Origin of the sequence: Polaromonas sp. YR568 (assembly GCF_943369675.1) — a bacterium.
Taxonomy (GTDB): domain Bacteria; phylum Pseudomonadota; class Gammaproteobacteria; order Burkholderiales; family Burkholderiaceae_C; genus Polaromonas.
In genome coordinates this window covers 1-18359 of sequence record NZ_CALROB020000032.1, presented here as the reverse complement: position 1 = coordinate 18359, position 18359 = coordinate 1, and the positions used below count along the sequence as shown (strand labels likewise).

At 65.3% G+C, this 18359-nt stretch carries 18 protein-coding genes and 1 pseudogene; 14 read left to right on the top strand and 5 right to left on the bottom strand.

The window, feature by feature from the left end; all coding sequences use genetic code 11:
• The first annotated feature begins 22 nt into the window (after positions 1 to 22).
• The 3 genes from ACLV8F_RS17145 (at position 23) to ACLV8F_RS17135 (ending at position 2313) form a co-directional block, all read left to right on the top strand.
• Complete coding sequence (locus tag ACLV8F_RS17145; RefSeq protein WP_411885415.1) at positions 23 to 1264, top strand: NAD(P)/FAD-dependent oxidoreductase; 1242 nt, start codon at positions 23 to 25, stop codon at positions 1262 to 1264.
• A 266-nt stretch (positions 1265 to 1530) separates the two neighbouring features.
• Positions 1531 to 1743: a 30S ribosomal protein S21 gene (rpsU, locus tag ACLV8F_RS17140; protein WP_007872347.1), complete on the top strand. Its 213-nt coding sequence runs from the start codon at positions 1531 to 1533 to the stop codon at positions 1741 to 1743.
• A gap of 120 nt (positions 1744 to 1863) precedes the next feature.
• On the top strand, positions 1864 to 2313 hold the full coding sequence (locus ACLV8F_RS17135; protein WP_411885414.1) for a GatB/YqeY domain-containing protein: 450 nt from the start codon (positions 1864 to 1866) through the stop codon (positions 2311 to 2313).
• Positions 2314 to 2342: 29 nt separating this feature from the next.
• On the opposite strand, the gene ACLV8F_RS17130 is transcribed toward ACLV8F_RS17135, so the two are convergent.
• The 3 genes from ACLV8F_RS17130 to pmbA all read right to left on the bottom strand — a co-directional run bounded on the left by ACLV8F_RS17130 (position 2343) and on the right by pmbA (position 4445).
• On the bottom strand, positions 2343 to 2717 hold the full coding sequence (locus ACLV8F_RS17130) for a hypothetical protein (protein WP_411885413.1): 375 nt from the start codon (positions 2715 to 2717) through the stop codon (positions 2343 to 2345).
• On the bottom strand, positions 2714 to 2932 hold the full coding sequence (locus ACLV8F_RS17125; RefSeq protein WP_411885412.1) for a hypothetical protein: 219 nt from the start codon (positions 2930 to 2932) through the stop codon (positions 2714 to 2716). Before ACLV8F_RS17125 ends, ACLV8F_RS17130 begins: the two co-directional genes overlap by 4 nt.
• Before the next feature lie 88 nt (positions 2933 to 3020).
• Entirely contained in the window at positions 3021 to 4445 is a 1425-nt protein-coding gene (gene pmbA / locus ACLV8F_RS17120; RefSeq protein WP_411885411.1) for a metalloprotease PmbA, read from the bottom strand.
• A 25-nt stretch (positions 4446 to 4470) separates the two neighbouring features.
• Between pmbA and yjgA the strand changes: the two genes are divergently transcribed.
• Genes yjgA through ACLV8F_RS17105 form a run of 3 tightly spaced genes read left to right on the top strand, consistent with a single transcriptional unit; the run spans position 4471 to position 6967 of the window.
• The gene (gene yjgA, locus ACLV8F_RS17115) at positions 4471 to 5088 is read left to right on the top strand and encodes a ribosome biogenesis factor YjgA (protein WP_411885410.1); all 618 of its coding nucleotides are present in this window, start codon (positions 4471 to 4473) and stop codon (positions 5086 to 5088) included.
• Positions 5085 to 5699: a molybdopterin adenylyltransferase gene (gene mog / locus ACLV8F_RS17110; RefSeq protein WP_411885409.1), complete on the top strand. Its 615-nt coding sequence runs from the start codon at positions 5085 to 5087 to the stop codon at positions 5697 to 5699. Before yjgA ends, mog begins: the two co-directional genes overlap by 4 nt.
• Positions 5696 to 6967, top strand: coding sequence for an amidase (locus ACLV8F_RS17105; RefSeq protein WP_411885408.1), 1272 nt, complete (start codon positions 5696 to 5698; stop codon positions 6965 to 6967). The genes mog and ACLV8F_RS17105 overlap by 4 nt, the downstream gene beginning before the upstream one ends.
• Before the next feature lie 10 nt (positions 6968 to 6977).
• Here the strand turns inward: ACLV8F_RS17105 and cysE are convergent, their stop codons facing one another.
• Positions 6978 to 7754, bottom strand: a complete 777-nt coding sequence (gene cysE / locus ACLV8F_RS17100; protein WP_411885407.1) for a serine O-acetyltransferase — start codon at positions 7752 to 7754, stop codon at positions 6978 to 6980.
• 9 nt (positions 7755 to 7763) lie between these two features.
• Complete coding sequence (locus ACLV8F_RS17095) at positions 7764 to 8555, bottom strand: RNA methyltransferase (RefSeq protein WP_411885406.1); 792 nt, start codon at positions 8553 to 8555, stop codon at positions 7764 to 7766.
• Positions 8556 to 8695: 140 nt separating this feature from the next.
• On the opposite strand from ACLV8F_RS17095, the gene ACLV8F_RS17090 reads away from it, so the two are divergent.
• The 8 genes and pseudogenes from ACLV8F_RS17090 (at position 8696) to ACLV8F_RS17055 (ending at position 18165) form a co-directional block, all read left to right on the top strand.
• Positions 8696 to 9694 carry an inositol monophosphatase family protein gene (locus ACLV8F_RS17090; RefSeq protein ID WP_411885405.1) on the top strand — a complete coding sequence of 333 codons (999 nt, stop codon included), beginning with the start codon at positions 8696 to 8698 and terminating at the stop codon, positions 9692 to 9694.
• Positions 9695 to 9768: 74 nt separating this feature from the next.
• Positions 9769 to 12057, top strand: a complete 2289-nt coding sequence (locus ACLV8F_RS17085; RefSeq protein ID WP_411885404.1) for an FUSC family protein — start codon at positions 9769 to 9771, stop codon at positions 12055 to 12057.
• 191 nt (positions 12058 to 12248) lie between these two features.
• Positions 12249 to 12635, top strand: a complete 387-nt coding sequence (locus tag ACLV8F_RS17080) for a thioredoxin family protein (protein WP_411885403.1) — start codon at positions 12249 to 12251, stop codon at positions 12633 to 12635.
• Positions 12635 to 13363 carry a cytochrome c biogenesis CcdA family protein gene (locus ACLV8F_RS17075; RefSeq protein ID WP_411885402.1) on the top strand — a complete coding sequence of 243 codons (729 nt, stop codon included), beginning with the start codon at positions 12635 to 12637 and terminating at the stop codon, positions 13361 to 13363. Before ACLV8F_RS17080 ends, ACLV8F_RS17075 begins: the two co-directional genes overlap by 1 nt.
• Before the next feature lie 24 nt (positions 13364 to 13387).
• Positions 13388 to 13597 (top strand): annotated as a pseudogene (locus ACLV8F_RS17070) (RNA polymerase sigma factor); the annotation flags it as partial.
• Positions 13598 to 13891: 294 nt separating this feature from the next.
• Positions 13892 to 16441, top strand: a complete 2550-nt coding sequence (gene mutS, locus ACLV8F_RS17065; RefSeq protein WP_411885401.1) for a DNA mismatch repair protein MutS — start codon at positions 13892 to 13894, stop codon at positions 16439 to 16441.
• 50 nt (positions 16442 to 16491) lie between these two features.
• Positions 16492 to 17319 (top strand): peptidase, encoded by an 828-nt coding sequence (locus ACLV8F_RS17060; RefSeq protein ID WP_411885400.1) that lies wholly within the window; start codon positions 16492 to 16494, stop codon positions 17317 to 17319.
• 3 nt (positions 17320 to 17322) lie between these two features.
• Positions 17323 to 18165 (top strand): alpha/beta hydrolase, encoded by an 843-nt coding sequence (locus ACLV8F_RS17055; protein ID WP_411885399.1) that lies wholly within the window; start codon positions 17323 to 17325, stop codon positions 18163 to 18165.
• Positions 18166 to 18359: the final 194 nt, after the last annotated feature.

Sequence of the window (18359 nt, the reverse complement as noted above, 5' to 3'; positions counted from 1 at the left end):
GTCCATCGGACCAGGGGCTGAGTTGACACATCACTTTGACGCCGTGGTGATAGGCGCGGGCGCCGCCGGCCTCTTCTGCGCGGCGCAGGCGGGCCAGCGCGGCCTCAAGGTGCTGCTGCTGGACCACAGCGAGAAGGTCGCGGAGAAAATCCGGATCTCGGGCGGCGGCCGCTGCAACTTCACCAACCGCGACGCCACGCCCGCGCAGTTCCTGAGCGAGAACCCGCACTTTTGCCGCTCGGCGCTGTCGCGCTACACGCCGCAGGATTTCATCGCCCTGCTGCAGCGCCACAACATCCCCTTCCACGAAAAGCACAAGGGCCAGCTGTTTTGCGACCGGTCGGCGGAAGACGTGATCAACATGCTGCTGGCCGAATGCGAGGCCGGCCAGGTCACGCGCTGGCAGCCTTGCGGCATCCAGGGTATCAAGACCCCCCAGGAGACGGGCGGGAATTACGAGCTTCTGAGCGACCGCGGCCTCATCACGGCGCCGCAGGTCGTCATCGCCACCGGCGGCCTGTCGATTCCCAAGATAGGCGCCACCGATTTCGGCTATCGCATCGCAAAACAGTTCGGCCTGCGCCTGGTGGAACCACGCGCCGCGCTGGTGCCGCTGACCTTCGACGGCGAAGGCTGGGCACCTTATGCCCAGCTGGCCGGCCTGGCGCTGCCGGTGCTGATCGAAACCAGCCCGGCCGACGCCACGCCCAAGCAACGCAAAAAAGCCGTGGTCTTTTCGGAAGACCTGCTGTTCACCCACCGCGGCCTGAGCGGCCCGGCCGTGCTGCAGATTTCCAGCTTCTGGCGCGAAGGCCAGCCCATCCGCATCAACCTCGCCCCCGGCGTGGACCTGCCCAAGCTGCTGCTGCGCGCCAAGGCCACGTCCAAAAAACTGATCGCCAACGAACTCGCCACCCTGGTGCCCAGCCGCCTGGCCGACGCCTGGGCCGGCCAGGACCCTGCCCTGCAGCGCCCCATCAGCGACGCCACCGACAAAGCCCTGTTGACCCTGGCCCAGCGCCTGGCCGACTGGGAACTCACCCCCAACGGCTCCGAAGGCTACAAAAAGGCCGAAGTCACGGTAGGCGGCGTGGACACCCGCGACCTGTCCTCCCAGACCCTGGAATCGAAGCAGCCCGGCCTCTATTTCATAGGCGAAGTCGTCGACGTCACCGGCTGGCTGGGCGGTTACAACTTCCAGTGGGCCTGGGCTTCGGCGCATGCCTGCGCCGAAGCTCTGGCGGCGCGGGCGACGGCCCCCTGAAGCGCGAAAAAACCCTCGAAACGTCGGAAAATACCAGGCCCAGCGAAGCGAAGGCGCGGCTGCTCTCCCTACCAGCAGGGGCCGCGGAACCGGCTTTGCCGGGCCGCAGGCGCAGCGCCCCCTCGGGGGGCAGCGCATTACACGGAGCCGAAGGCGAAGTGAAAAGCGTGGGGGCTGGTATATAATCCAAGGCTTTGCTAGCAAACCCGTGCCTGGCCTGATCCTGATCAGATCGATAAAGGCGCACCTTTTGGATCAACTGAACAATGACCACCATCCGTGTAAAAGACAACGAGCCCTTCGACGTGGCTCTGCGCCGCTTCAAGCGCACCATTGAAAAACTCGGCCTGCTGACCGACCTGCGCGCCCGCGAGTTTTACGAAAAGCCAACGGCAGAGCGCAAGCGCAAGAAGGCAGCCGCCGTCAAGCGCAACTACAAGCGCATCCGCTCGATGCAGTTGCCGAAAAAGCTGTACTAATCCTTTAGTACCGCCTCACGGCAACAAAAAGCCCGCACGAGGACGCTCTGCGGGCTTTTGTGCTTTTTGGCGCCTGCGTGCGCCAGCCCCTCCCCATATTCCCGCCCTCAGGAGCCCCGAATGTCAGCCCTCAAAGACCAGATCACCGAAGACATGAAGACCGCCATGCGCGCCAAGGACAGCGAGCGCCTGGGCACCATACGCCTGCTGCTGGCGGCCCTCAAGCAAAAAGAGGTCGATGAGCGCGTGGTGCTGGACGACGCGGCCGTGGTCGCCATCGTCGACAAACTGATCAAGCAGCGCAAGGACTCGCTGGAAGCCTTCCAGAAGGCCGAACGCAAGGACCTGGCCGACAAGGAAGCCGCCGAACTGGTGGTGCTGCAGGCCTACCTGCCGGCGCGCCTGAGCGCCGATGAAGTCACCGCCGCCGTCAAGGCCATCGTGGCCGAGCTGGGCGCTACGGGCCCCGGCGACATGGGCAAGGTCATGGGCGCGGTCAAGGCCAAACTGGCCGGCAAGGCCGACATGGGCCAGGTCTCGGCGGCAGTGAAGGCGGCGCTGGCTGGCTGATTACAAACAGACTTCCTACCGCGCCTTTCCTATTCGTCAGAAGTGGCCGGAAACAAGAACTTCACGATGGCCGCAAAAGCAAGTCCGGCTTGCACCACAGTTGCTCCAATCAAGGCCATAAGCGTATTTCCGTCAACGATTCGGTAGTTTGAAAAATGCCCGGCAATCCAGGCGAGAAGAACTAGCAGATAAACACCTCCGTTGAGCCAAGTGAACACACGGATGACGGCGTTAATAAGGGTATCGCGCTGGGTGCTCAATCGCTCCCATTTTTGATGCGTGAATTGCCCGTCCTGGACTGACTTATCCTCGGACAGGGCTTTGACAGCAAGCTTGGGCGCAGCAGTAGCGGCCGCGGCCTCAATTCCCTGACGGACGGCCGCCTCCGCCACCCCATCACTCATTGCGCACCGATCAGCAATTCGCGAATTTCCCCGTTGATGTCTCGAACAAAAATGCGTTCGCCTTTGGCACTCAACTCGGTCACCGTATCAGCAATTGCCAAGCTTCTTCGCATTGCCTCCGATGAAGTGGACGCATCAAAGCGGTTCTTTAGCCGCTGCAACGCAACATCAGTACTCGAACCCACATCGAATTTAAGAACACGTACATCAGCCATTGAATTCTCCTGTTGGGAATTAAAGAATCAATGTAGTACCAAAAAGGTGAAAATACAAGACCAAAAATGCACCTAAAAGCCTCCGATTTCAACTCCCCGCCACCTTCATGCGGTTGACCAGGATTGACCCCACGGTTTTGGCGCCGTAGTTATAGGCGTCGGCGCCCACGGCCTCAATGCCCATGAGCATGTCCTTGAGGTTGCCGGCAATCGTGATTTCCTCGACCGGAAAGGCAATGCGGCCGTTTTCGACCCAGAAACCCGAAGCGCCGCGCGAGTAGTCGCCCGTCACGTAGTTCACGCCCTGGCCCATCAGCTCGGTCACGAAAAGGCCGCGGCCCAGCTTGCGCAGCATGGCGTCCAGATCGTCGCCTGGGCGGGTCAGGCGGCTGGTCATGACAAGGTTGTGCGAACCGCCGGCATTGCCGGTGGTGCGCATGCCCAGCTTGCGGGCCGAATAGGTGCTCAGGAAGTAGCCCTCAACGCGGCCGCCGGCCACCACCTGGCGCGCCTTGGTCTTCACGCCTTCTTCGTCGAAGGGCGCGCTGCCCTTGCCTTTGCGCAGGTGCGGGTCTTCGGCGACGTCGATGTGTTTCGGGAAGGCCGCCTTGCCCAGGCTGTCGGCCAGGAAGGTGCTTTTGCGGTACAGCGCGCCGCCGCTCACGGCCTGCACAAAGCCGCCCAGGAGGCCCGCGGCCAGCGGCGACTCGAACAGCACCGGGCATTGCGTGGTCGGGATCTTGCGGCTTTTCAGGCGTGCCAGCGCGCGCTCGGCGGCGTAGCGGCCCACGGCCTCGGGGGCGGCCAGCTCAGCCGCGTCGCGCATGGAGCTGTACCAGGCATCGCGCTGCATCTGGTTGCCCTTGCCGGCAATCGGCGCCACCGAAATGCTGTGGCGCGAACTGGCATAACCGCCGCGAAAGCCCTTGGTGTGGGCGCTGAAAAAGTGGCTTTGCTGGGCCGACACGCCGGCGCCTTCGCTGTTGGTGATGAGGCGGCTGGTGCCCAGCGCGGCGGCCTCGCACAGCAGGGCCAGGCGCGCGGCTTCTTCGGAATCGATGGACCAGGGGTGGAACAGGTCGAGTTCGGGGTGCTTGCGCGCGATGTCGCGCTCGTCGGGCAGGCCCGAGGTTTCGTCTTCGGCCGTGAAGCGCGCGATGTCGTAGGCCGCTTTCACGGTCTGCTGGATGGCCGCCTTGGAGAAATCGCTGGTGGCGGCATTGCCGCGCTTTTTGCCGATGTAGACGGTGATGCCCAGCGACTTGTCGCGGTTGCGCTCGACGTTTTCCAGCTCGCCCTTGCGCACGCTGACCGACAGGCCGCAGCCTTCGGAAGCCTCGGCCGCGGCATCCGTAGCGCCCAGTTTTTTGGCGTGACCCAGTGCGGTGTCGACGAGGTCTTCGAAAAAATCGCGGTGGTAGCTGAAGCCGGATTCGGGCTGCGAGGAGGGGCGGGAAGGACTGGAAGCGGCGCGCTTTGCGGCGCCGGAACGAGAGGAAGCTTTTTGGGTCATATGGGTAGCTATGATACTGACTGCCATGAACAACAAGACTCCCAAGGCCATCAAGGGCTACTGGTCCAACGGACGCTTCGTCAAACCCGAGGAAATCGCACTCGAGGAAGTCGGCCCGCCCAGCAAAACCCAACTCAAGGCCGAGGCCGACGAAAAACAGGCTCTCGGTGAAGCGCTGCTGACCCTGCGCGCCGATTTGATGGCGCGCCTGGACCTGCCCGACAAGCTGCGCGACGCGATCGCCGACGCCAAAAAAATCACCAACTTCGAGGGCAAACGCCGCCAGATGCAGTTCATCGGCAAGCTGATGCGCCCGCTGGACCCGGAACCGATACGCGAGGCCATCAACGAACAGCTCAACGGCTCGGCCGACCTGACGCTGGCGCTGCACCTGGCCGAACAGTGGCGCGACAAGCTGATCGCCGACGACGCCGCGCTGGGCGACTGGCTCGGAGAATATCCCGGCACCGATTCGCAACAGCTGCGCGCGCTGGTCCGCCAGGCCCGCAAGGACGCCAAGCCCGAAAAACCCGGTGAAGCACCGCGCCACGGCAAGTCCTACCGCGAAATCTTCCAGCTGGTGCGGCAAACCATGGCCCAAGGCCCTGGGGAACCCGAGGAGTCCGAGGAGCCCCAGGCGTGAGCCAGGCCTTCGACGCGGTCAAGGTCGGCATCGTCTCGGTCAGCGACCGCGCCTCGGCCGGCGTCTACGTCGACAAAGGCCTGCCGGCGCTGAAAGACTGGCTTACACGCGCATTGCGCAACCCCATCACCTTTGAAGAACGCCTGATTCCCGACGAGCAGGCTGGTATCAGCGCCGCGCTGATCGCGCTGGTCGACGCCGGCTGCTCGCTGGTATTGACCACCGGCGGCACCGGCCCCGCGCCGCGCGACGTGACGCCCGAGGCCACGCTGGCCGTCGCCCACAAGGAAATGCCCGGTTTCGGCGAGCAGATGCGGCAGATCAGCCTCAAATTTGTGCCCACGGCCATCCTGTCGCGCCAGTGCGCGGTGATACGCGATAGAAGCCTGATCCTCAACCTGCCCGGCCAGCCCAAGTCCATCCAGGAAACCCTCGAGGGCCTCAAAAACGAGGCCGGCGAGTCGGTGGTGCCCGGCATCTTTGCCGCCGTGCCCTATTGCATAGACCTGATAGGCGGCCCTTACCTCGAAACCGACCCGGCCGTCTGCAAGGCCTTCCGGCCCAAGTCGGCCATCCGTACGCCAGGTACGTCAAGCACGCCGGCCGCATGAAGCCGCAAGCGCCGTCCGCCATCGAGACGGCCGCCCGGCTGGCTGCCGGCACGCTGGACGCGGCCGGCCTGCTCAAGGAAACCTTTGCACGGCTGGACGCCACAGACCCCACCCTGCGCGCCTTCACGGCCCGCCTGGACCTGCCCACGGCCCTCGCCCAGCTCCCGGTCCTCACAGGCCCGTTGCAGGGCTTGCCGGTGGCCGTCAAGGACATCTTCGACACCCGCGGCTTCTCGACGCGCTACGGCTCGGCGCTCTACCCGGCTGAACCGGCGCGCGCCGATGCGGCCATGGTCGGCGTGATCCGCCGCGCCGGCGGGCTGGTGATAGGCAAGTCCAGCACCACCGAATTCGCTTTCCTGCATCCGACCGTCACACTGAACCCGAACGCGCCGGGCCGCACGCCGGGCGGCTCCTCGGCCGGCTCGGCGGCGGCCGTCGCGGCCGGCTTGGTGCCTTTTGCCATCGGCACACAAACCGGCGGTTCGGTCATCCGCCCGGCATCCTATTGCGGCGTCACGGGTTTCAAGCCCAGCTTCGGCCTGCTGCCGACAGCCGGCCTCAAATGTTTTTCCTGGTCGCTGGACACGGTCGGCCTGTTCGCCGCCAGCGTGGCCGACGCAGCCTGGTTTGCCCAAGCTGTAACCGGCCGCGCGCTGGCGCTCGATGCTGCGCCGGCCCCAAAAACATGGGTCGTGGGTGTGCCCGACACCTATCCCTGGGCCGAGCTGTCCCCCAGCGCCCGGCAAGCGATCGAAGCCGGCAGCCAGGCGCTGAAGGCCGCAGGCGCCGACGTGAAACGCATCACCCTGCCCGCCTGGATCAAGGACATATTCGACGCCCAGGACATCATCCAGGGCTACGAGGTCTGGCGCAGCCTGGCCTGGGAGGTGGACCACCATCCCGAGGCGCTGTCGGACATCCTGCGCAACTACCTGCTAGCCGCCCGCAACATCACGCCGGCCACCTACGAAGCCGCGCAACGCACCGCCTCAGAAGGCCGCAAAGCCTGCGCGGAATGGTTTGAGGGATTCGACGTGCTGATGACGCCCAGCGCACCCGACGAAGCGCCGGCGGGCTACGGCAGCACCGGCGCGGCGATCTTTAACCGCGCCTGGACGCTGCTCGGCGTACCCTGTGTGAACGTGGCCGGCGCGGAGGGGGTGAACGGTTTCCCTATGGGCCTGCAAATCATTGGCGCGCCGTATGCCGACCGCGCCTGCCTGCAGGCCGCCGCTTTCCTCGAACGCGCGCTGAAGCCGGCCTGAAACCGGCGGCTTACTTGCCGACCAGCTGATTGAGCTTCTCGGCTTCAAACGTCTCGGTGAGCGCCGCGTCCTTGGGCACGCAGTCCTTGCTCATGGCCGTTTGCGGGCCGGAGAGTTTTTCAATCGCCTGCCAGAGCAGGGCGATCTGGTGCTCCTGGGACGACGCGTTGTCGATCAGCCCTTTCATGGCCTGCCCGATCGGGTCGTCGTCCAGGGTGATACCGTAGGCGGAAAACTTGGGCGAGGTCGTGACGTCCGCGCTTTCGCCCACTTTGGACGGGATGATGCGCGCGGGAATTCCCACCGCCGTGGCCCCTGCCGGCACGGGCTTGATCACCACCGCATTGCTGCCGATCTTGGCGCCGTCACCGACCACAAAACCGCCCAGCACCTTGGCACCGGCGCTGACCACCACGTCGCGGCCCAGCGTCGGATGCCGTTTGGCGCCCTTGTAGAGCGAGGTGCCGCCCAGAGTGACACCCTGGTAAATCGTGCAGCCGTCGCCGATCTCGGCGGTTTCACCGACCACCACGCCCATGGCATGGTCGAAGAACACCCGCTCGCCGATTTTGGCGCCGGGGTGGATTTCAATGCCGGTCATCCAGCGCGAAACATGCGAGATAAACCGGCCCAGCCATTTGAAGCCGTGGTTCCAGCACCAGTGCGCGCGGCGATGCAGCACCAGGGCATGCAGGCCCGGGTAGCAGGTCAGCGCTTCCCAGGCCGTGCGGGCGGCGGGGTCGCGGTCGAGGATGCACTGGATGTCGGAGCGGAGTCGGGAAAACATGGGGGGAGTTTAGTGGCCGTCCGCCGACCCTGCTGGCGTGCTGTCTTTAGACGGCAACTGGGCGGCTTTCTGCAGCATGGCCTTGGCCACGCCCCGCAGGATGTGGATTTCCTCGGGGCTCAGTTGCGCCCGGTTAAAGAGCTGGTTGAGCCGCGGCATCAGCTTTTTGGGCGAGGCCGGGTCCAGGAAGCCTATGCCGGCCAGCGCTTCTTCCCAGTGTTTGAGCATGCCGGCCACCGCCGCCGCATCGGCCAGCGTGGGCTCGGCCGTCGCGGCCTGCACGCTGAAGCCGCCCAGCGCCTGGCGCCAGTCGTAAGCAATCAGCTGCACGGCCGCGCCCAGGTTCAGCGAGCCGAACTTCGGATCGGTCGGGATGCTGAGCGCCACGTGGCAGCGGTAGACGTCCTCGTTCTGCATGCCGAAGCGCTCGGAGCCGAACAGAAAGGCCACCGATTCGGGCGCGGCTGGCAGCGCTCCGGAGGGCGCGTCCTGCCCCAGCAAGCCCGCAAAGTGCTCACGCGGCGCGCGCGTGGGCGGGCCGAAGTCGCGCGGCGTCATGGCGGTGGCGCACAGGTGGGCCATGCCGTCCAGCGCCTCGTCCAGCGTGGCGACGATGCGGGCGTTCTTGAGCACGTCGAGCGCGCCGCTGGCCCGCTGTATGGTTTCTTCGCGGTTCAGCACATTGGCCCAGCGCGGCGCGACCAGCACCAGGTCGTCGAAACCCATGGTTTTCATGGCGCGGGCGGTGGCGCCTACATTGCCGGCGTGGCTGGTGTTGATCAGGATGAATCGGGTGTGCATGGGGCTGGATTGTCCTGGAAACCTGCTTCGGGGCCGCCAGCCGGCCCGAAACCGGGGCGAATCCCATTTATGGGAAAATACCGCCATTGCCCGCCGCCCGCATCGCCGGCGCCGGTTTTTCCCGTTCTTCCCTACAAGTTATGTCCAGCAACCTCCACCCCATGCTCAACGTGGCCATCAAGGCTGCGCGCGCTGCCGGCGCCATCATCAACCGCGCGGCGCTTGACGTTGAATCGGTCCGCATTTCGGTCAAGCAGACCAACGACTTCGTCACCGAGATCGACCAGGCCGCCGAGGCCGCGATCATCGAAACCCTGCTGACCGCCTACCCCGGCCACGGCATCCTGGCCGAGGAATCGGGCAGCGAGCATGGCGCCAAGGACTCCGACTTCGTCTGGATCATCGATCCGCTGGACGGCACCACCAACTTCATCCACGGCTTCCCGGTCTATTGCGTCAGCATTGCGCTGGCCGTCAAGGGCAAGGTCGAGCAGGCCGTGGTCTACGACCCCACCCGCAACGACATCTTCTGCGCCACCAAGGGCCGCGGCGCCTACATGAACGACCGCCGCATCCGCGTGGCCAAGCGCACCCGCCTGCAGGAATGCCTGATCTCCACCGGTTTCCCCTACCGCCCCGGCGACAAGCTCAAGACCTACCTCAACATGCTGGGCGAAGTGATGAGCCAGTGCGCCGGCGTGCGCCGCCCCGGCGCCGCCGCGCTGGACCTGGCCTATGTGGCCGCCGGTTTCAGCGACGGCTTTTTTGAATCCAACCTCAAGCCCTGGGACGTGGCGGCCGGCTCGCTGCTGGTGACCGAAGCCGGCGGCCTGATCGGCAACTTCACGGGCGAGGCCGACTTCATGGACCACGGCGAATGCGTCGCCGGCAACCCGCGCATTTACGGCCAGCTGGTCACCACCCTGGGCAAGTACAGCAAATTCGCCGGCGCCGGCGACAAGGCCGCCGTGCGCAAGGCCCTCAAGGACACGTCCGACGCGCAAGAGCCTGAGGAAAGCGCCGAAGACGCGGCAACGGCAGCGCCAGCTCCCGCGCCGGCCGAAAAGCCCACTCTCAAAGCCAAGCGCATCAAGGCCGGGGACCACCCGGCCAACAAGGCGCCTGACGCCCCTTTCTAAGCAAAACAAAAAAGCCCGCCTCGCGGGCTTTTTTCATGCCTCATGCGTTTCGGTAAAGTGTGCCCAGGCACACCATGAACCCGCCCGACACCGCCTCATCCCCCACGCCGGCAAGCCTGCGGTACCAGGCGCAAGGCTGGTTGCAAAAAAGCCTGCACGTGCTGCTGAGCCAGTACGTCGCCAACGGGCTCACCGTCTCGCTGGGCCTGGTGCTCATCATGCTGGCCATCTTCGAGGCCGCCGGCCTGGCCGCCGCCTCCACCGCCGCCGTCGGCGTGATGATCACCAGCCTGCCCGACGTGCCGGCGCCGCGCAAACGCAAGATCATGCAGATGCTGCCCGCGCCGCTGCTGGGCGCGCCGCTCTTCATGCTGGTGCAGCTGGTGCATCACGACGAACTGCTGCTGGGCATCGTGGTCACGGCCGCCACCTTCCTGGCCGTGATGATGATGGCCTGGGGCAAGCGCGGCGGGCCCATCTGTTTTTCGCTGCTGTTCTCCACCTTGTTTTCGATGGCCGCGCCGCCGGTCGGCACGCTCGAGCAGATCGCGCTGCACGGCGCCTGGTTCCTGGCCGGCGCCGGGCTGTACCTGCTGTGGGCGGTGCTGACCACGCATTTGCTGAACGCCCGCTTTCGCGCGCAGCTGCTGGCCGAATGCCTGCACAGCTTCGCGCAGATCCTGCGCACGCAGGCCCGGCGCTTCGGCCCGCAACCCGACCATTCCGCGCTGCTGGCGAGCGTGCTGCAGCAGCAGGCCACGCTGGCCGACCATTTGCAGAACACGCGCGACGTGGTGCTGGAGTCGCCCACCACGCCCGGGCGCCAGCGCCTGGCCGCACTGCTGCTGAGCCTGCTGGAGGCGCGCGACCACCAACTGGCCTGCGACCTGGACCTGGATTTCCTGCTGGAGCACAGCGCCAGCGTGGCCGCGCTGCCCGCCCTGCAGCTGGCGCTGGACGGCACCGCCGCGCAGCTCGAAGCCCTGGGCATGGACTTGCTGCTGAGCCGGCGCGGCGCGGCGATCAGCCCCATCACCGACCTGCGCCCGCAACTGGCCGGTGCGCTGCCGCCGCGCACCCAGCCCGCCGACCCGCTGGCGCCCGACCCGCTGCGCATCGACACCACGGACCCGCTGGCGCTGCTGCACAACATGGCCGACCGCATAGGCCACATCAACGACGAGGCCGTGAAGATGGCGGCGCTGGCGCGCGGCGACCTGGCGCCCGTGCTGACGGCCGTGCGCACGCAGTGGCAGCTCTTCGTCAGCGCCACGCGCTGGTCCTGGAAGCCGCTGCTGGGCCAGTTGACCTGGAGCGCGCCCACACTGCGCTACGCCCTGCGCTGCACGCTGGCCGTGGCCGCCGGTTATGGGGTGTCGCTGCACCTGCCCTGGGTGGCGCATGAGTACTGGATTTTGCTGACCATCGTGGTGGTGATGCGCGGCAACCTGGCGCAAACCGTGCAGCGCCGCAACGCCCGCGTCGCCGGCACGCTGCTGGGCTGCGCGCTGGTCATGGCCGTGCTGGCCGCGCACCCCGGCGCCCGCACCCTCTTCGGCGTGGTGGCGCTCGCCATGGGCCTGGCGCATGCGTTTGCGCTCAGGCGCTACCTCTACACCTCGATCGCCGCCACCGTGGCCGGCCTGCTGCAGGCGCATCTGTTGCTGGTGGGCATACAGCCCAGCTTCGCCATGGCCGAGCGCCTGGGCGACACCCTGCTGGGCGCGCTGATCGCCTGGCTGTTCAGCTATGTGCTGCCGGCCTGGGAGCGCAACCAGATCCCGGCGCTGGTGCGGCGCAGCGTGCAGGCGCAGCTCAAGCATGCGCAGCTGGCGCTGGCGCTGCTGGACGATAGCAAGACCTCCGACCTGCCCTGGCGGCTGGCGCGGCGCGAGGCCTACAACAGCCTGTCGGACCTCACACTGGCCACCCAGCGCAGCCTGGCCGAACCGCAAAAGGTGCGCCCGCCGCTGGAGCCGCTGGAAGCCCTGCAGGCACGCAGCTACCAGTTGCTGGCCCAGCTCACGGCGGTGAAATCATTGCTGTTGCTGCACCGCGCCCAGCTGGACATGGCGGTGGCCCAGCCGGCGCTGGCGCAATCCGCCCGCTGCATAGCCGCCGAGCTGGCGGGCACAGACACCGCCGGGCAGGCCATCCCCGAAGCCGGCCCGCCCGTTGCCGGCCAGCCCTTCCAGCCCCGCCCCGACCCGCTGCTGGCCGCCGACCTCACGCCCTGGCTGCTGCGGCGGCTGACGCTGGCCTGCGCGATGGCCAGCGAACTGCGGCAGGCCCAGGCCCGCGCGCTGGCGGAACCTGCTGAGCCGACCGCGGCGCGAAATGGAGATGATCACCATCCCCTGTAAGAAAACGCCTCACGAAACGACAAAATAAATATTGACGCCGTCGCGAACTTTTTTGACGCCTCACCGCCTCTTGGTACATGACAAACCGCCACAGTGGAGCTCGAAAGGACCTGCAGCGTTGGCGGCTTATGTCCGGACTCAACGAAATTCTGCCAAGCCTTCCTCAACCTCAACCCCCAGGAGATATCCCCATGACACTCACGAAAACCGCCCTTTTGTTTGCCTTGACGGCGATGACCTCTCTGGCGATGGCAGGAGATATCAAGCCATTTGACCAAAAAGACTTCGACAAACTGGCGAGCGAAGGCAAACCGGTTGTGCTGGACATCAGCGCAACCTGGTGCCCTACCTGCAAGCAGCAAAAACCTATCGTCGACAGCCTGATGCAGCAGCCTGCCTACAAGGATGTGACCTTGATGACTATCGATTTCGACACCAGTAAACCCACGCTCAAGAAATACAAGGTCACCATGCAAAGCACGCTTGTGGCCTTCAAGGGCGCAAAGGAAGTCGGCCGTTCAGTCGGCGACACCAGCCCGGGCGGCATTGAAGGGCTGATCAAGAAGACGGTCAACTGATGGAGTTCGGGCCTGGCTCATACGGGTTCGGCTTTCTTGCGGGGCTTCTCTCGACGCTTTCACCCTGCGTACTGCCCATCATCCCGATCCTTCTGGGTTCGGCCACCAACGCCCATCCGCAGGCACCCCTGGTTCTGGCCGGAGGACTTGCCCTTTCCTACGCCTTGATAGGGACAGCCCTGGCATGGGCGGGGTCGACCCTCGGCCTGGACACCGCCCTCTTTCGCGATGTCGGCGCGGTGATGCTGGGCCTGATCGGGCTCGTGCTGGTGTCGGGCAGTTTGCAACAACGCTTCGCATCAGCCACTTCAGGCCTTGGAGACGCCGGCAACAACCTCATCGCCCGCATGCAGCTGGACGGCCTTTGGGGCCAGTTCGCCATTGGCCTTGTTTTGGGCGTCGTATGGAGCCCCTGCGTTGGGCCAACCCTGGGAGCCGCTGTCCTGCTGGCCAGCCAGGGCTCAAAACTGCCGCAGGTCGCCTTGCTGATGGGCATCTTCGGCGTGGGGGCAGCCCTGCCTGTCGTTGCCCTGGCTTATGTTTCGCGCGGCGCAATGATGAAGATGCGCAACAGGCTGATGGAGGCCGGCAAAACCGGCAAGGTCGTGCTTGGCATCATCATGATTGCCCTGGCGGCCACGGTTCTTACCGGCGCCGACAAACCGGTTGAGGCATGGCTGGTAGATCGATCACCCGCATGGTTGACACAATTGACGACGCGCTTTTAACCGTTGTACCGGGGAAAACCCACCCTTGTCGCCGCATTGGAGTCGCTGCCCGCGCATTACCTTGAAGTGGTGCTCCTTCGCGATTTCGAGGAGCTCACCATCGCCGAAATCGCCGGACGGCTTGGCGAGAAGGACGGCGCGATCAAAAGCCGGCGGCACCGGGCGCGCGAGCTGGTGCGCGAATACATGACAGGTCCCCTCGGTTTGGCCTGCCCCCCCCGGCGAACGTCCTGATAGCACGATCTGCACTTGAGCCCGCTTACCCGGCCACAGGGGAGTTCCCATATGCAAGATAATGGTTCTGGTCTCACAAACCAGGCCCGACAATCCTGGATATCGACGCCGCCAAAAACAGTTTGGCCGATATTGGGCCAGCCTTTCCGGCGATGAATTGGTGGACTTTTCTGAAATTCGATGCAGCAGAGGGGAACAGAGATTGAGAGAAAAGGTCGTGCCAAGTTGATAAAAAGCGAGCAAAAAATCAAGCTGCGGGGGGAGGACGGGCTAGCACCTTCCCACACGCCCATGATGCAGCAGTACCTCGGCATCAAGGCCGAGTACCCCGACACGCTGGTGTTCTACCGCATGGGCGACTTCTATGAGGTGTTTTTCGCCGATGCCGAAAAAGCCGCGCGCCTGCTCGACATCACGCTGACGCGGCGCGGCCAGTCGGCCGGCGAACCTGTGGTCATGGCCGGTGTGCCCTTTCATTCGCTCGAAGGCTACCTGGCAAAGCTGATCAAGCTCGGCGAGTCGGTGGCGATTTGTGAGCAGGTCGGCGACGTCGCGACCAGCAAGGGCCCGGTCGAGCGCAAGGTGGTGCGTGTGGTCACGCCCGGCACGCTGACCGACACCGAACTGCTGAACGACAAGACCGAATCGATTTTGCTGGCCGTGCACCAGGGCGCGCGCAACACCTGCGGCCTGGCCTGGCTCAGCGTGACGCAGGGCGAAATCCACCTGGCGCACTGCGCGAACGACGAGCTCGAAGCCTGGCTGGCCCGCGTGGCCCCCAGCGAGCTGCTCTACAACGTCGACGTGACGCCGGCTTTCGAGCAGCGCCTGAAGGGCCAGCGCTGCGCCGCCACCGCCCGCCCGGCCTGGCAATTCGACGCCGCCTTGGGCGCGCGCCGCCTGCTGGACCAGCTCAAGGTCGCCTCGCTCGCCTCCTGGAACGCCGAGGCCTTGAACGAAGCGCACGCCGCCGCCTCCGCGCTGCTCGGGTATGCCGAACACACGCAGGGCCGCGCGCTGTCGCATGTGCAGGGTTTGCAGGTGGTGCGTTCCGGCGAGCTGATCGAGCTGCCGCAAACCACGCGCCGCAACCTGGAACTCACGCAAACCTTGCGCGGCGAGGATTCGCCCACGCTGTTCTCCCTGCTGGACACCTGCACCACCGGCATGGGCAGCCGCGCGCTCAAGAGCTGGCTGCTCACGCCGCGCCGCGACCGCGCGCAGGCCGCGGCGCGCCTCGAAGCCATCACGCATTTGCGCGGCGGCTCGCAGCAAACCCTGCGCGCCAGGCTCAAGGGCTGCAGCGACGTGGAACGCATCACCGCCCGCATCGCGCTGCGCCAGGTGCGGCCGCGCGAGCTGGTGGCGCTCAAAGACACGCTGCAAAAGGCCGAACTCGCCGCGCCCGCGGGCAGCGACTTCCCGGAATTGCTGACGCGCATCTTTGAAGACCTGCAGCCGCCGGCCGGCTGTGCCGCGCTGCTGGGCCGCTATGTGCTGGACGAGCCCGCCGCGCTGATACGCGACGGCGGCGTCATCAACCATGGCTGCGACGCCGATCTGGACGAGCTGCGCGCCATCCAGACCAATTGCGACGATTTCCTGCTGGACCTCGAAGGCCGCGAAAAAGCCCGCACCGGCATCGCCAACCTGCGCGTGCAGTTCAACAAGGTGCACGGCTTCTACATCGAAGTCACGCAGGGCCAGCTCGACAAGGTGCCCGACGACTACCGCCGCCGCCAGACCCTGAAAAACGCCGAACGCTACATCACGCCCGAACTGAAAGCCTTTGAAGACAAGGCCCTGTCGGCGCAGGAGCGCGCCCTGGCACGCGAAAAATGGCTGTACGAACAGCTGCTGGACCAGCTGCAGGACTTCATCCCCGCGCTGAGCCGCCTGGCGCGCGCCCTGGCCTCGCTGGACGCGCTGTGCGCGCTGGCCGAACGCTCCCTCACGCTGAACTGGGCGGCGCCGGTGTTTGTGCGCGAGCCCTGCATAGACATCGTGCAAGGCCGGCACCCGGTGGTGGAGGCGCGCCTGGCCGAAACCGGCGGCGGCTCATTCATCGCCAACGATTCCAGCATGAGCGGCAAGCACCGCATGCAGGTCATCACCGGCCCCAACATGGGCGGCAAGTCGACCTATATGCGCCAGGTGGCGCTCATCGTGCTGCTGGCCGGTGTGGGCTCTTATGTGCCCGCCGCCAGTTGCCGGCTCGGGCCCATAGACGCCATCCACACCCGCATAGGCGCGGCCGACGACGTGGCCAACGCGCAGTCGACCTTCATGCTGGAAATGACCGAGGCCGCGCAGATCCTGCACGCCGCCACGCCGCACTCGCTGGTGCTGATGGACGAAATCGGCCGCGGCACCTCCACCTTCGACGGCCTGGCGCTGGCCGGCGGCATCGCCGCCTACCTGCACAACAAGACGCAAGCCTTCACGCTGTTCGCCACGCATTACTTCGAACTCACCGAATTCCCGGCGCAGCACCACGGCGCGATCAACGTGCATGTGAGCGCGGTCGAGTCCGGCGCCGACATCGTGTTCCTGCACCACATCGAGCCCGGCCCCGCCAGCAAGAGCTACGGGATTGCCGTGGCCAAGCTGGCCGGCGTGCCCGCCGCCGTCGTCAACCATGCCCGCCACGCGCTCAATGCGCTCGAGGCCCACCAGACCGAAGCCCGCGCCCAGGTCGACCTGTTCGCCGCGCCTCCCGAAGCCTTCGCGCCCGAGCAAAGCGCCGTCGACAAGGCATTGGGTACCATAGACCCCGATGCATTGACGCCGCGCGAAGCGCTGGACGCCCTGTACCGCCTGAAAAAGATTTCCGCCTCGCCGTGACCCAGCGCAACCCGACCTCCCCCACATCCCCCACACTTCCAGAGCACCTCATGACCTACTGCGTCGCCGCCAAACTCAACGCCGGGCTGGTGTTTTTGTCAGACTCCCGCACCAACGCGGGCCTGGACCACATCAGCACCTTCCGCAAGATGATTGTTTATGAGAAGGCTGGCGACCGCTTCATGGTGCTGCTGTCGGCCGGCAACCTGTCGATCTCGCAGTCCATCCGCGAAATCCTGCAGGTCGAGCAGCTCAAGGACCACGAAGGCGGCGAAGCCATCACCATCTGGAACGCCAAAAGCATGTTCGACGCCGCCCGCGTGCTGGGCTCGGCGATTCGCCGCGTCTACGACCGCGACGCGGAAGCGCTGAAAAACGCCGACGTGGACTTCAACGTCTCGCTGGTCTTCGGCGGGCAGATCCGCGGCGAGAACATGCGCCTGTTCCAGATGTATTCGGCCGGCAACTTCATCGAGGCCACCGACGAAACGCCTTACTTCCAGGTCGGCGAATCCAAGTACGGCAAACCCGTGCTGGACCGCGTGCTGACCCCCGCCACGCCGCTGGCCGAGGCCGCCAAATGCGTGCTGGTGTCCATGGACTCGACCATGAAGTCCAACCTCTCGGTGGGCCTGCCGCTGGACCTGGTGGTCTATGAAGCCGACACCTACAAGAGCGACAAGATTGTCTGCATCGACAACGACAACCCCTACTACCGCATGATGCACAGCAGCTGGGGCCAGAAGCTGCGCGAGGTTTTCGACAGCATCGAGGACCCGGTCTGGGACGACGCGCACACCGACATCCCGCTGAAGATGCCGGCCACACGCCACGAGCCCCTCAAGAAAATCAGCACGCCCGACGAGAAACTCATTTAAACCGTGCCCTCTTCGTCAAAACCGCTGGTCATTTTTTCGCACGGCAACAGCTTCCCGGCCGGCACTTACAGCGTGTTGTTCCAGAGCCTGAAAGCCCGCGGCTTCCAGGTCAAGGCCATCGACAAATTCGGCCACGACCCGCGCTACCCCGTCACCAGCAACTGGCCCCACCTGGTGCAGCAGCTCGCCGACTTCACGGCCCGCGAGGTTGAAAAGTGCGGCCAGCCGGCTTTCCTCGTCGGCCATTCGCTGGGCGGATTTTTAAGCCTGATGTGCGCCGCGCGCAACCCGCAACTGGGCGGCCAACCCGTCAAAGGCGTGGTGCTGGTCGACTCGCCCATCCTGGGCGGCTGGCGCGCCCGCGCCTTGAGCGTCGCCAAACGCGCGCAACTGGTCGGATCCATCTCGCCCGGCGCCATCAGCCGCAAACGCAAGAACCAGTGGCTGGGCAAAGAAGAAGTGTTTGAGCACTTCCGAAGCAAAAAAGCCTTTGCCGCCTGGGACGAGCAGGTGCTGCGCGACTACATAGAACACGGCACCTATGCGGGCACCGGAGACGACGAAGGCAAGCAACTCCTCAGCTTCGACCGCGACGTGGAAACCGCGATCTACAACACCCTGCCCGACAACCTCGAAGGCCTGCTCAAGCGCCATCCGCTCAAATGCCCCGTGACGTTCATAGGCGGGCGGGAGTCGGTCGAGATGAAACAGGTCGGGATGGCGATGACCGAGAAGGTGACAAAGGGGCGGATCATGATGCTCGATGGGAGCCACCTGTTTCCGATGGAGAAGCCGCTGGCGACGGCAGCGGCCGTCGAAGCTGCTTTGAGGAATTTCCTCGAGTAGTTCTTTCTTGCTCCGGCGGTGTGCTCGCTGCTGGGTCCTGCTGGCCGGGAGTGGCCCGGCGGCCAGTAACTTTGGCGAAACCCGCAAAGCGGGTTTTCTTTTGTTCGCCAAAAGGCGCGCTGCGCGCGCGGGGTTCGCTCACTTCGCGCAGCGAAGTTACGCGAACACCAAAGTCACCAAAGAAAAGGCGACCC

Excerpts from the sequence above, each read along its gene's own strand:
- ACLV8F_RS17090 (WP_411885405.1), top strand. The coding sequence starts at position 8,696 with ATGTCCAGCAACCTCCACCCCATGCTCAACGTGGCCATCAAGGCTGCG.
- yjgA (WP_411885410.1), top strand. The coding sequence starts at position 4,471 with ATGAACAACAAGACTCCCAAGGCCATCAAGGGCTACTGGTCCAACGGA.
- ACLV8F_RS17125 (WP_411885412.1), bottom strand. The coding sequence starts at position 2,932 with ATGGCTGATGTACGTGTTCTTAAATTCGATGTGGGTTCGAGTACTGAT.
- ACLV8F_RS17105 (WP_411885408.1), top strand. The coding sequence starts at position 5,696 with ATGAAGCCGCAAGCGCCGTCCGCCATCGAGACGGCCGCCCGGCTGGCT.
- ACLV8F_RS17095 (WP_411885406.1), bottom strand. The coding sequence starts at position 8,555 with ATGCACACCCGATTCATCCTGATCAACACCAGCCACGCCGGCAATGTA.
- ACLV8F_RS17060 (WP_411885400.1), top strand. The coding sequence starts at position 16,492 with ATGACCTACTGCGTCGCCGCCAAACTCAACGCCGGGCTGGTGTTTTTG.
- ACLV8F_RS17085 (WP_411885404.1), top strand. The coding sequence starts at position 9,769 with ATGAACCCGCCCGACACCGCCTCATCCCCCACGCCGGCAAGCCTGCGG.
- mutS (WP_411885401.1), top strand. The coding sequence starts at position 13,892 with ATGCAGCAGTACCTCGGCATCAAGGCCGAGTACCCCGACACGCTGGTG.
- ACLV8F_RS17075 (WP_411885402.1), top strand. The coding sequence starts at position 12,635 with ATGGAGTTCGGGCCTGGCTCATACGGGTTCGGCTTTCTTGCGGGGCTT.
- ACLV8F_RS17130 (WP_411885413.1), bottom strand. The coding sequence starts at position 2,717 with ATGAGTGATGGGGTGGCGGAGGCGGCCGTCCGTCAGGGAATTGAGGCC.
- rpsU (WP_007872347.1), top strand. The coding sequence starts at position 1,531 with ATGACCACCATCCGTGTAAAAGACAACGAGCCCTTCGACGTGGCTCTG.
- ACLV8F_RS17135 (WP_411885414.1), top strand. The coding sequence starts at position 1,864 with ATGTCAGCCCTCAAAGACCAGATCACCGAAGACATGAAGACCGCCATG.
- pmbA (WP_411885411.1), bottom strand. The coding sequence starts at position 4,445 with ATGACCCAAAAAGCTTCCTCTCGTTCCGGCGCCGCAAAGCGCGCCGCT.
- ACLV8F_RS17080 (WP_411885403.1), top strand. The coding sequence starts at position 12,249 with ATGACACTCACGAAAACCGCCCTTTTGTTTGCCTTGACGGCGATGACC.
- cysE (WP_411885407.1), bottom strand. The coding sequence starts at position 7,754 with ATGTTTTCCCGACTCCGCTCCGACATCCAGTGCATCCTCGACCGCGAC.